Below are 12012 nucleotides of genomic sequence, written 5' to 3'. Positions count from 1 at the left end.
GACGCCAATCAAACGTGTGTTTCTTCGATCTACTGCTAGAATTTCCTGTATATGACTCACCACGATGACGACAGTCGCACAGGTAACCGCATGGCTATTCCAAACGCAGTAGAGCAGGTGTATTCCTCGCTTCTAGATGAAGTCGCACCCTCGGCCAATCCCCTTGCACGACCTGTCAGTATCAACCCGGATAATGTACGCCCTGAGCAGCGCATCAGGAGCCAGGTGCTCCATGATGCGCTTGGGCGCATACAGGTGCTTATGCCTGTGAACGCGCTGTTGGACCTCGAAGACCTCAACCAGCAGCTGGGCCGCGATCTTCGCGCGGTTTCAGTGAGCGAAACGGACGTGCTGACCTCACGTTTCGGCTGGAGCAGTATTCCAGCTATTCCTGCGATCACCCGGATGCCCTGCGTTGTCGAAAAGTCGCTCATGTCACAGGACCAGGTGGTCATTGATGGTGAGCATGATGACAGCTGCATAGCGCTTGACCGGTCTCTGTTCGCCAGTATGCACAAGAAGTCGAGAGTTCTGTCGTTCGGGCAGCCGATCGAGTCACTGCGGGTCAATCGCAACGCGCCCGAGAAGGACGTCGAGCAGATCGTCAAGGCGATACAGAGCCTGACCAGTCTCAGAATCGAAAAGCGTCTGCAGGATACGCTCGAGCTCCCGCCTCTGCCCCAGACGGCGCAGCGCATTATCCAGCTTCGTGTCGATCCTAATGCTGGCGTGAATGATCTGTCCGATATTGTCGAAACCGATCCCGCCCTTGCGGCGCAGGTCGTCAGCTGGGCCAGATCATCGTTCTATGCGGCGCCAGGCAAGATCAGCTCGGTGCACGACGCCATCATGCGCGTTCTGGGCTACGACCTTGTCATGAATCTTTCAATCGGTCTGTCGCTGGGCAGCATGCTCAGGGTGCCAAGAAATGTTCCTGAAGGGTTTACGCCATATTGGGAGCAGGCGGTCTGGACGGCCACTCTCAGCGGCGCACTGGCTGATGCCATTCCGCGAAAAGCGCGACCTGATCGCGGACTGTGTTATCTGGCCGGACTGCTGCACAACCTCGGATATCTCGTGCTGGCCCATGTGTTTCCACCGCACTTCGAACAGGTGAATCGCATCTGTGAAGCGAATCCGCATCTGGATTCGGAGCTTTGTGAACAGCATGTGCTCGGGGTGAACCGGGAGCAGATCGGTAGCCGGTTGATGTATATCTGGAATATGCCGGATGAACTTGTCGATGCACTCCGTCAGCAGAAAAACGTGCGTCCGGAAGATTCGCCATCACAGATCGCGAAAGTCCTGTTCCTGGCCACCCAACTACTCCGTCGGCAGGGGATTGGTCAGGGTCCCGTCGTCGAAATTCCTGACGAATTGTTCGCAAGCCTTGATCTGTCGCGCGAGACTGCCGATACGGTCGCCGAGACGTTGTTCGATATGTCAGACGAAATCCAGAGTCTCGCCAGTCAGCTCGCCCCAGACGTCTAATTTTTTTACATCCTTTCGAATCAGTGGCTTCCGCAGCAGCAGGCTATCCGCCTGCTGGCTTCGTCGTGTTCGTATATCCCAAACTTTACCGGTGCTTCTGTAACCGAATACAGCCTCAGGTAACTGCAGGTTGGGCGGTGGTTGCGGGATGTTTGCGGGGCCGACCACGCTGTTATAGGATTGTCGAATGACTTTACAGTCTCCAGCCTGAATCAGGGGTCTGGCATCTATCCGGGGAGATTTCTGACATCCTAGCTTATATAACTTATTGCAATTCAAGACAATTTAAAAACATGGTCCGATAATGGCTTTGTATCAGGCATATATCAAGGTTATTGGTATATTAACTCTCTGTTCGTTGCGAGGGCGAAACTCGCAAAGGATAAGCGTTAGTGCTATGGCGGTGATTGTTAGCTCTCCCACTGTTTCAGTGAGGAGAGCTTTTTTATGCCTGCGATTCGGTGGAGCCTCCCTCACATGCCAGTAGGCCCACAGTCCAACACCCTCGGGCAAACCGACGCCTTCGGCAGTGATGAGCAACAGTCAGGTCGTCGGCCCCGTCTACTGGTGACCGGTGCGAGCGGCTATCTCGGTAGTGAAGTCTGCTTCCAGGCCGCCTCTGCCTACGAAGTTTACGCCATCAGCCATGGCCGGCCTGTCCCGGAGTCGCTGGCAAGCTGGCGTGCCCGCATCGACCTCTGCGATTCAGAAATGCTCACCGCCCTGTTCCGGCAGTTCAAGCCTCAACTCGTCGTGCACTGCGCCGCCATGAGTTCGCCGGAGGCCTGTGAAGAGGATCCTGTAACCTCTGAACTGATTAACGTCCAAAGTACACGTTTGTTGGCTGCGCTGTGCGCTGAAACCGGCTGTCCATTGATTTTTACCTCGACTGATCTCGTCTTCGACGGCCTCCTCGGCCACTACGACGAATCAGCACCGCCTCGTCCGGTGAACACTTATGGGCGACATAAGGTCGCTGCAGAGCAGGCAGTGAGGGACGCGGGATGCAAAGGCATTATCTGCCGCCTGCCCCTGCTCTTCGGCCATGGCCGGCTGCAGCTGTCCCCGATGGAGGGTATTTTGGAGCGCTGGGCCTCAGGTGAGACCGTAACCGGGTTCAGTGACGAGTACCGCTCCACCATCAGTTACGCCGCCGCGGCCCGTGGCCTTCTGCAGCTGGCTGAAACTGTACCCAGAAACCAGAATCTGCTGTTGCACCTTGGCGGCCTGCAGACCGTGTCGCGCCATGATTTCCTGCTGCAACTGGCGGAACGCCTCCGTCAGTTTTGCGAAGCGCGTGCCGACGCCGAAGTCAGCAATCGTCGACCTGTACACCCTACACTGATCAAAGCGGCCACCAATGCCACGGACTGCATCCAGAGTGGCCTGCGTGAGCAGGCCAGACTGAAAGCAGCCAGACCGGCTGATGTCAGCCTGGATAGTCGTAAGGCCCGCGAGTTCGATCTGCGCATGCCTTTTCTCGACACGCAGCTCGATGCTGCGCTGAACTGTTATGATGAAGCGTATCACCGGAAACAATAGCTGTTCCCGCCTGGGAGCAGTGCGAGTACAGGTGTAATGGAGAACTCGGCTTATGGTAACGATGCAGGAAATGATGAGCACGCCAGTGCGTACACTGTCACCAGAGCATTCAGTGCTGGATGCGCGGAAAGCCATGAGAGAATGGGGTGTGCGACACATCCCTATTCTCTCGGTACACGAGATCCCGGAAAAGCGGCGCCTGGTCGGTATGGTCAGCCGCAGTGATCTGCTCGCCGCAATGGATTCCGATATCTACGCGATGTCTGAAGCCGAGCGCGCTGAACACGATGCCAGCATTCCTCTTGAACGAATCATGACGAAAAATGTCGCGATCGCCTCGCCAGAGACCGGTATGGCCGATGGCGCAAATTTCCTGATCAACCGCAAGATTGGCTGCCTGCCTATTGTCCGCAATAAACAGCTTGTTGGCATAGTGACCAACCACGATTTTGTGAGGGCGACTTTGAAGCTGCTCGAGCGCCTGGAGAGGGAGTCTCCGGTGGAGAACGATTGAGGTGCGCTGAAGCGATTTCGAGTGCCGCTGCTTTGTAAGCCCGTGAGTTGGTGCTTTCTTTTAGACTGTCACCGCGTCTCAAGGCGCTGTTGTATAAGCGCTTTCTCTAGGGCGGGCTGGACTTAGTGAGCAGCATTGTGCTCGGTTTGCGCAGGCGCTCGGTTGTGCCGCTTTGTTCGCGAGCCTCCTTGGCTTTAGGCGAGTTGTTCAGAAGCGATAGCTGCTTGATTTTACGGTGGTTAATTGATTGGTTCGAGCTAGGCTTAAAGAAAGAGGATGGCGGGCTTAGTGAGCGCGCAATGTAATACGCTGTTAGTAGGCTTCAGTAGCTAGAGCAGTTTCGGGGTTAAAAATGGAAAAGGTTCATCTTCAAAAGTTGCGTGGAGCTAGAGTGGCGCTCGTGGGGTTATTTGCAATAACTTTAGCGCTATGCCTTTTCACAGTAGACGTGAACAACAACCTATTGTCCCTGGTCGGGATTACCCTTTGTCTGGCCGGCATGTTTGGCTATATTTTTTATCGGGTAGTGGCTTTCGAGCGGACAGGAATGACTGTTTCTAATCCTATGACTGCTCAGGAGATGGCTGAGCTCTACAGAAAGCTCATGGGGAACGGGTGGGTATTCGGCGGAGTTATCCTAATGTGCGTAATGCTTTCGGTATCGCTGACGATAGCGGGAGCGCTCTTCTAACAAGTGGTTGCTGCAGTCGCCAAGGCGCGGTGCGCCTTGGTACCTTCGCTGCGCTCAGCGCAGCAGAACCAAGCGTTACATCTCAGGTAGGCAGGTGAAAGGCTGTTGCCAAACATACGGCGTTGCCGTATATTCTCCGCATGCTATTCATCGAATCCACAACGTTCACGAAGCTTCTGGGGAATTATCTCACCGACGAAGAGTACCATGCTCTGCAGGTGTATCTTCTGCAGAAGCCGGATGCAGGCGATCTCATTAGAGGGTCAGGCGGCGTCCGAAAGGTTCGATGGGCGCCGAGTGGCTCAGGTAAGAGCGGCGGTGTGAGAGCGATCTACTACTGGAAGAAGTCAGACCACGAAATATGGATGTTGACGCTGTACAGTAAATCAGAGCGAGCTTCGATTCCCGGGCATATGCTCAAACAGATAGCCGAGGCAATCAAAAATGAGTAGCAGAGATCTTGGGTCAGAAATCCTGCAAGGTATCAATGAAATCAAAGAGTACAAGAAGGGCAATACGAACCTGCGTACTCGAGAGCTTTCAGAGCCATCCCCCCCGCAAGTAATCCGCACAAGGCTCAAGTTATCGCAGTCTGCATTTGCTGGGCTCATGGGCGTTAGCATACGGACTTTACAAGACTGGGAGCAGGGGCGCCGAGAGCCCCAAGGACCTGCTGTAGCTCTTCTTCGAATCGCCGACCAGCATCCTGAAGTATTTGGTCAGCTGCACTAATCGTGCGGCTCGATGTAACACATATGAGCCTTCTCGGGGTCAATAGGCAATAGTGGTTTTTTGGCCGCGCCAGCGGCCATCCTAAATCCATGAGCTAGAACGCCTGCTTCGTCAGTCTCGCGAGGCTGTCAGGCACTCACAGCAAACACATATAGGGGCTCTCTTACGTGGCTTTGGACCACTGCCTGACCGGTCGTTCCATCGGTGGGTCAGGGGCACCAGACGTTCATCGGTTAACCGGTCACTGGCACTATTCAAGGGTCTGGTTGTAGAGCTCCAGTTAGTTTCAGGCTCAGGACCGGTGTAAGCGCACTGGCTCATGGTATTAAGGCACGCCCACGGGGTGGCTAATCAAGCGACTGGCTTCAACTGCGGTGATAGAAGGCCGGTTCGGCATCAAGTGCCAGTCAGTGGACTGCCGGCGTTCAGGTATCATCCTGGATGATCCAGTTAGACGTCACACTCACCCCGTGGCGTGACTAACCCTTCAAGAATCGTTGTTCATCGAAGACCCTCTGATGCTTGAGCATGAAGTAGGCGGCGCGGCCCAGCTTGTGGGCCAGTGCGGACAGTGCCTTGGGTTTGTTCATGCGTTTTTGCAGTTTCTGTAAATAGCGCTGGGCCTTGTCATTGCCCCGCAGGTAAAGCACGGCGGCCTCTGAGAAGGCCCACTTCAGATGGGCATTGCCAATCTTGTTGCCCTGGGTGCCATAGACCTTGCCTGCGGACTCGGCCTTGCACTTGATGAGCGGGGCGTAGGAAGCGAACTTTTGTACTGACTCAAACCGCCGGATATCGCCGATTTCGTAGAGTATGGTCAGCGCCAGGATACGGCCGACACCGGGAATGGTGCGCAGTACACTCAGTGAGGCCGGATCATGTTGTTTGGCCTGCTGTTCCAGATGATCTTCCAGCTTGTCCAGCTCACGGTGATAACACTCAATGATGGCCAGGTCGAAGTTGATGTTCTGCAGCACATCCTGGTTCGTAAACGCCAGGCGAACCTGCTCGCGGGCACCGATGTTCTTCAGGTTCACTTTGTTCGGGGGCAGGTTGTACTGGCTCGTGGTGTTCACCACATGGGCTTTAAGCATGGCCCCGTGCTGGACGATGCGAGTCCGTCGGCGCAGCAGATCCCGAGTCGCCCGCATCTCTTTGGGGTACACGTAGGCGAGCGAGAAATTGCCGCCCTTCATGAGCATGGCGATCTTGAAGGAGTCGATGCGGTCGTTCTTGGTTTTCCCACCGTGGATAGCCTTCATGTAGAGCGCGTGGCCCAGAATGAAGTGAATGCCATGTTCTTCACACAGGTCAGAGATCCAGTACCAGCAGTGCATGCACTCGACACCTACAACCAGGTCATCACGAAAGGGGTCGAGCAGGGCGAGTAATGGTTCCGGCTGGGCTTTGATTTCCCTATGGAGCAACACCTCGCCTTCCTGGTCGATGATGCAGACATACAGACTGCGGGCGTGCAAATCGATTCCACAATAATGGAAGTGGGTGCTATGGTAAAAGTTCATGAGTCTTCTCCCATGTCGTGCTTGGTCGCCGTCCAGCTTAGCGGGTAACCGCTGGGCTGGGGAGAAGGCTCAATCAGTATCAAGTTGCTTCAACTGACACAGCGGTTTACGCTCCTTTTTGTGCATTCGCTCCGCTCATTGTTGCACAAAAATCCACTACAACCGCTGTGCAGCTGAGCAAAGCGTTAAGCTAAAAGCCCCTCCGCCACATTGCTTTCCTTGTAGCGTGTTGCGCACTACGCTACAATTGCGAGATGATTAAATCGTTTCGTCACAAAGGACTGAAGCGGTTCTACGAAACTGGTAGTACCGCTGGCATTCAGGCTGCACATCAGCAAAAGCTTCGAATGCAACTCGTGGCCTTGGAAACAGCACACACTATCGAAGACATGGAGGTCCCGGGCTTTCGCCTGCACCCGCTTAAAGGCAGGAGCAAGGGTAGATGGTCAATCTGGGTCAACGGGAATTGGAGATTGACCTTCGAGTTTCGAGACGGCAACGCGTACATACTCGATTACGAGGACTATCACTGATGACTATGCACATGCCTCCTCACCCAGGTGAGTTCATTAATGCGGTTTATCTCGAGCCGTACTCAATTAGCGCTCGTCAACTGGCCGCAAAGCTGAAGGTTTCTGCCTCCACTCTGGCTAGGCTGCTTAAGGGTTCTAGCGGAGTAAGTCCGGAAATGGCCTTGCGATTATCCCGTGCGCTCGGCCGGTCCCCCGAAAGCTGGCTTGCCATGCAAGATCTTTATGACCTTTGGGTGGCTCGCGGTCGATTAGATCTCGACAGTATTGAGCGCATCGACTTCGAGGCAGCTTAACAAAGCCATTCAAGGGAAAAATTTGCGTTCCGTATATGTGCTTTCGCTTCGCTCAATGTTTGCACAAAATACTCCACTCCAATTTGCCCATGATGGCAGCGTTAGATTGTCTTGGTCGCCCGCCGGGAATCATTATGACTGAAAAAGTAGAACGCGACTGGGTTTCCAGCTTCTGGCGCCGAACTGGTGCGCTAATCATTGATACTTTAGTGCTTGGCGCTTTTGGTTTTATCCTTGGCCTATATTTTGAGGGGTATTTCGTTCAAATCGGAGGCTGGGGGCGACTAGTTGGCTTCTCAATAGCCCTTGTCTACTTTGGAATATTGAATAGTTCAATCTCTGGAGGCCAAACGGTAGGAAAGAAGATCTTTGACATCAAAGTGGTTAACGTAAAAAATAACTCGATAAGTCTTAGTAGATCTGTAGTTCGTTATTTAATTCTAGCGACCCCTTTTGCTCTGAATGGAGCTAGACTTCCTGATGAGATTACCTTTTCTTTAGTGTTTTACATAATCTCAATGATTGTATTTGGTGGTGCGCTTTCAATTTTATACCTGTATATTTTCAATCGGACTACTCGTCAGTCACTTCATGACTTATTCGTAGGTACCTACGTCGTTCACGCGAACGTTGAAAAACAAGAACCAGGAAAGGTTTGGAATGTTCATCTGATAGTCGTCGGCCTGCTTTTACTGGCAGCTGCCGTCACCCCAGCTCTCACTAGTCAACTAGTCGAAAGCGAACCATTCAAGGGTATGTTGCCTGTCCAATCGGCGATTTCAAATGATCCTGCTGTCTCCTACGCAACTCTATTTGTAGGCTCTTCAACTTTTAGTGCTACCAATAACGACCCAAAAACGACAAGTTATATTAGGAGTCAGGCGTTCCTAAAAAGCGACGATGTGAGTGATTCTGATCTGGCCAGACGGCTCGCTGCTATCATTGTCGCTAATTACCCTCAAGCTCTTCAAAAAGATATGATTCAGATTAACCTTACATATGGGTACGACATAGGGATTACTTCCAGTTGGTCTAGCAATGCCTATAATTTTAACCCCCTTGAGCTTAAAGGTACGGAGTAGCGAGAATCTAACAAGTGACTGTGGTGTCAAATCTTAATATTAAGCTGCCAACTGCACTTTGCCTATGAGCCAGGCGTTAACCCTTCCAAAATTCCGCCGTGTGCAGGTACGTCAATGACGTATGATGATGGTCATGTATACGATCATCGAAACACCTACATTTAAGGCAGACGTTGACAGAATCTGGTTCGATGGTGAGCGAAATAGCTTCTTTTCGTGGCTTGCAGCTAACCCAGAGGTTGGCACTCAGATTCCTGGTAGCGGCGGGTGTCCAAAAGTTCGTTGGTCGATTGCGGGTTCTGGGAAAAGTGGTGGAGTGCGAGTCACCTACTTCACTAAGTTGGTGAATGGAGAAATTTGGCTTCTGGTCATTTACAAGAAGGCCGTTATGGAAAACATACCCGCGCATATCCTGAAGTAGATCCGAGAGGTTCTTGAAAATGAGGAGTGATGCCCTGACAGCGGAGGAACTTGGCAATAAGCTGCTCCAGTCTATCAAGGAGGTGAAAGCTGGGACCTCTGCACGAGTTAGCGTTGCAGAGCCCAATGAGGTGGCAGAGGCTCGCAGCAAGACGGGTCTGACACAGCTTCAGTTTGCTGAGGTGCTGCATATTTCTCCTCGCACACTGCAAGAGTGGGAGCAGGGTCGTCGTAAGCCATCAGGTCCGGCCAAAGCACTAATTAAAATCGCCTTTCGTCATCCTGAGGTTATTCGAGAAGACCTCGCACTTAGGGGTTAACAAGTCGCTGCAACCGGCATGCACGCCAAGCAAGGCGTTAAGAGTATCGAGTCCGCATGAGTCACGACATTTATCGAACCTTCATCGGGGCGAAAGGCGTTGCATTAACGTGGATTGGCTCGGCTATAGGGCCCGTCTTCTTTGTGATAGGTCTCGAGCCTGAATATCGACGCCATCTCGCAGTTGGCATCGTCTGTTTTATCTTCGTTATCGTCTCGATCGCAGACGGTCTCAAGGCGCTTAAAGCAGGATCATGGGCCGGAGTCGTTGTTTATTCAGTTGTACCGTTTGCTCTAGTGGTTATAGGCGGAGTCTTAGTGGTCACGTCACTGGAGTAAGCCAGGTCCATACGTCCAACTCATAACAGAGCGTTGCACCCGACTTCCGGCAACTGAGCACGACCTTATGTGAAAACAGGAACTACCTAGAATGCTGGAACTCAGACCTAATTGTGAGTGCTGCAATACAGACTTACCATTTGACTCATCCGTAGCTATGATTTGCAGTTACGAATGCACTTTCTGCAAGAAGTGCGTCAATGAAATATTGGAGAACGTTTGCCCTAACTGCGGGGGTGGGTTTAGGTCAAGGCCGATTCGGCCAAAGGTGGCAAGAAGGTCAGGAACAAGTATCGAGCATCAACCGGCGTCGGACAAAAGAGTTCATACGACGTACAGTATGGATGAGCTGAAATCGTTCTCCGAGAGCGCTAAGCATGTAAAGCCTGAACTCAGGTGATAGCGTGACCTCCCATAATTAAGCCATCCAATACGCTCCCTTCGGTCGCCGGACGCTCGCTCTGAGCGCCGTTCAGACCGGTGTTATGTGGCTTATCTGAGGTTGATGCGAAATAGATGATCGACTTTCTGGGTGAGATTGTGAGCGACCAAGATTTAAACCGGCAGTACCACTGGCATTCAGGCTGCACTCGCTAATTGGTCGCAAAGCTGAAGGTTTCAGCCTCCACTCTGGCCAGGCTACTAAAAGGATCTAGCGGAGTAAGTCTGGAAATGGCGCTGCGACTATCCCGTGCTCTCAACCGGTCCCCTGACTGTTGGCTTGCCATGCAGGATCTTTATGACCTTTCGGTGGCTCGCGGTCGATTAGATTTCGATAGTATTGAGCGTATCGGCTTCGAGGCAGCTTAATCAGTTACTGCAACCCACATATGCGCTTCCACGGGCTTTGCGCAAGTTACTTCGCGCCCTTTGTCGCGCAAAACCCGCTCTAGCGTAGGTGGCTGGGCAAGACGTTAAGAGGCGGTTAGTAGATGCAACAGTCGCAGCTTCTGAGAGATAAAGTCCTTTCTGCGCTGAAAGAATTTGCTAGCTCGATTGATTCGGGAAGCAAGGTTGTGGCTGATGTGTCGGCACTGATCCATGTGACGGATAGCTTGCCACTGTCGAGTTTTGATTATTGGGAGCGCGTGATTCGCTCGGAGTTTGCTTCTGCCCTAAGAGAATCCACTCCTCCGAAGTGGAAGGTATGGTCCAAGCCGACGGGACTAGTAACTTGGTTGGATCTGATAAGCTGGGATGGTTACAAGCGAGAAAAAGCACTGCGAGCTCTCTCGGGGGCAGCACCAAACGCCTTCTTTTTTTCTCTTGCTGTTCGTAGACTTAATGATTGGGTGCCTCAAGTTCGCAAGGCCGCACGGGAAAAACTTCCTGAAATAGCAAGATCGACTGATCCTGAATGTGTGGTTGAAGCGCTTTGTGTTGCACTTTCCAGGTGGAACTCCTGGGGAAGGATAGAAAAGGCGGAGAGAGAGGTTCTTCTGCAAATCATCTGCGAGAAAGAAATAGCTCGGTGCCTTCGATCTAAGCTTATTTTCTCGGCTTCCGGGCCGATGCCTTCACTTTTTTCACAGCTTGGCCGCACGCCGATACTTGATGAAGCAATTGAAGAAATAGCTAATTCTGCCATTCAGCCTTCAGTTCGGGCTAAAGCATATCGTTGCTTGTTTGAAAGGCGAATCGCTTGGATTGAAGGTCGGAGGTGGGAGTGGACTGACATACGATATGGTGAAAGAAAGCTAGTGCCGGTCGTTAGCGAGCGACAATTGGAGGTCGAAACTCCGCTACTCGAACTATTAAAAAGATCATCAGAGGATGGTTCATCAATCGTAAGGCGTATTTCAGCAGAAATACTGATACGAGAGCTTGACAGTCTAGGTGCTATGGCTAGGGTGCTTGCTGAACAGTTTGCGTTAGACGAATCTCCACCGGTGTCAGAACGGGGTGACTTCGCATTGAAGAAACTTGAGGAAGCAGAGCGCGCTAGTCCCTCTTAACAAATACCCGCTTCCAAGTGTTTTGCGCATTTCGCTTCGCGCCACTGTCGCGCAAAACCCGCTCCAGCGCATATGCGGCTGAGCAAAGCGTGTTACTGAAAAGGAGTTCCCATGAATTATCAGGCGATCAATTTCAAAAACAAGCTCGGGCTCTTTGAGGAGCAATGGTCACCGAAGGTTATAGCTGAAATGAACGACTACCAGTTCAAGGTAGTCAAAATCCAAGGGGAATTTGTTTGGCATGACCACGCGGATACGGACGAGACTTTCATCGTGCTTGCGGGTAGCCTGAGAATTGATTTTAAAGATGGGTCGGTGAGTTTGTCTGAGGGTGAAATGTACGTTGTCCCGAAAGGCGTTGAGCACAAGCCTTATGCGGAACATGAAGCAAAGATTTTGCTTATCGAACCACGTGGCGTTGTGAATACTGGCGACGAGGTGGGTGGTAAGACGGCAGAGAATGACGTCTGGATTTGAATCAGGCAACAAGCGTCTGTTACGGAAAGATGCTTGCTGTCACTTTTTTGCCGTTCGCAATATTTGCCATCAAGCCTCTGCCGCTAGGCTGAAAGTTATGA

At 52.2% G+C, this 12012-nt stretch carries 15 protein-coding genes; 14 read left to right on the top strand and 1 reads right to left on the bottom strand.

The genetic code is table 11. The annotated features are described in order from the left end of the window. Positions 1 to 90 precede the first annotated feature (90 nt). The 5 genes from ACH3PB_RS16235 to ACH3PB_RS16215 all read left to right on the top strand — a co-directional run bounded on the left by ACH3PB_RS16235 (position 91) and on the right by ACH3PB_RS16215 (position 4970). Positions 91 to 1491 carry an HDOD domain-containing protein gene (locus tag ACH3PB_RS16235; protein ID WP_416396484.1) on the top strand — a complete coding sequence of 467 codons (1401 nt, stop codon included), beginning with the start codon at positions 91 to 93 and terminating at the stop codon, positions 1489 to 1491. A 477-nt stretch (positions 1492 to 1968) separates the two neighbouring features. Further along, on the top strand, positions 1969 to 3033 hold the full coding sequence (locus ACH3PB_RS16230; protein ID WP_416396483.1) for an SDR family oxidoreductase: 1065 nt from the start codon (positions 1969 to 1971) through the stop codon (positions 3031 to 3033). A 52-nt stretch (positions 3034 to 3085) separates the two neighbouring features. Beyond that, complete coding sequence (locus ACH3PB_RS16225) at positions 3086 to 3547, top strand: CBS domain-containing protein (protein WP_416396482.1); 462 nt, start codon at positions 3086 to 3088, stop codon at positions 3545 to 3547. An 831-nt stretch (positions 3548 to 4378) separates the two neighbouring features. Further along, entirely contained in the window at positions 4379 to 4690 is a 312-nt protein-coding gene (locus tag ACH3PB_RS16220) for a type II toxin-antitoxin system RelE/ParE family toxin (protein ID WP_416396481.1), read from the top strand. Next, a complete protein-coding gene (locus tag ACH3PB_RS16215; RefSeq protein WP_416396480.1) occupies positions 4683 to 4970 on the top strand; it encodes a helix-turn-helix domain-containing protein in 288 nt (95 codons plus the stop codon). The genes ACH3PB_RS16220 and ACH3PB_RS16215 overlap by 8 nt, the downstream gene beginning before the upstream one ends. 479 nt (positions 4971 to 5449) lie before the next feature. On the opposite strand, the gene ACH3PB_RS16210 is transcribed toward ACH3PB_RS16215, so the two are convergent. Beyond that, on the bottom strand, positions 5450 to 6493 hold the full coding sequence (locus tag ACH3PB_RS16210; protein ID WP_416396479.1) for an IS110 family transposase: 1044 nt from the start codon (positions 6491 to 6493) through the stop codon (positions 5450 to 5452). A gap of 254 nt (positions 6494 to 6747) precedes the next feature. Between ACH3PB_RS16210 and ACH3PB_RS16205 the strand changes: the two genes are divergently transcribed. From ACH3PB_RS16205 to ACH3PB_RS16165, 9 genes are all read left to right on the top strand, one after another. Continuing rightward, the gene (locus ACH3PB_RS16205) at positions 6748 to 7026 is read left to right on the top strand and encodes a type II toxin-antitoxin system RelE/ParE family toxin (RefSeq protein ID WP_416396478.1); all 279 of its coding nucleotides are present in this window, start codon (positions 6748 to 6750) and stop codon (positions 7024 to 7026) included. Continuing rightward, on the top strand, positions 6936 to 7319 hold the full coding sequence (locus ACH3PB_RS16200; RefSeq protein WP_416396477.1) for a HigA family addiction module antitoxin: 384 nt from the start codon (positions 6936 to 6938) through the stop codon (positions 7317 to 7319). Before ACH3PB_RS16205 ends, ACH3PB_RS16200 begins: the two co-directional genes overlap by 91 nt. A 134-nt stretch (positions 7320 to 7453) precedes the next feature. Then, positions 7454 to 8401 carry an RDD family protein gene (locus tag ACH3PB_RS16195; protein ID WP_416396476.1) on the top strand — a complete coding sequence of 316 codons (948 nt, stop codon included), beginning with the start codon at positions 7454 to 7456 and terminating at the stop codon, positions 8399 to 8401. 121 nt (positions 8402 to 8522) lie between these two features. Beyond that, positions 8523 to 8822, top strand: a complete 300-nt coding sequence (locus tag ACH3PB_RS16190; protein WP_416396475.1) for a transcriptional regulator — start codon at positions 8523 to 8525, stop codon at positions 8820 to 8822. Positions 8823 to 8841: 19 nt separating this feature from the next. Beyond that, entirely contained in the window at positions 8842 to 9141 is a 300-nt protein-coding gene (locus tag ACH3PB_RS16185) for a helix-turn-helix domain-containing protein (protein WP_416396474.1), read from the top strand. A 429-nt stretch (positions 9142 to 9570) separates the two neighbouring features. Then, the gene (locus ACH3PB_RS16180; RefSeq protein WP_416396473.1) at positions 9571 to 9879 is read left to right on the top strand and encodes a DUF1272 domain-containing protein; all 309 of its coding nucleotides are present in this window, start codon (positions 9571 to 9573) and stop codon (positions 9877 to 9879) included. Between the two features lie 197 nt (positions 9880 to 10076). Next, entirely contained in the window at positions 10077 to 10289 is a 213-nt protein-coding gene (locus ACH3PB_RS16175) for a HigA family addiction module antitoxin (protein ID WP_416396472.1), read from the top strand. A gap of 122 nt (positions 10290 to 10411) precedes the next feature. Next, positions 10412 to 11434, top strand: a complete 1023-nt coding sequence (locus tag ACH3PB_RS16170) for a hypothetical protein (protein ID WP_416396471.1) — start codon at positions 10412 to 10414, stop codon at positions 11432 to 11434. A 111-nt stretch (positions 11435 to 11545) separates the two neighbouring features. Then, a complete protein-coding gene (locus ACH3PB_RS16165) occupies positions 11546 to 11911 on the top strand; it encodes a cupin domain-containing protein (protein ID WP_416396470.1) in 366 nt (121 codons plus the stop codon). Positions 11912 to 12012: the final 101 nt, after the last annotated feature.

This window comes from Allohahella sp. A8, assembly GCF_047946665.1.
In the GTDB taxonomy this organism is placed as follows: Bacteria; Pseudomonadota; Gammaproteobacteria; order Pseudomonadales; family Oleiphilaceae; genus Allohahella.
Note: the sequence above shows the minus strand (reverse complement) of the source record. Positions and strands in the feature narration are given on the sequence as shown.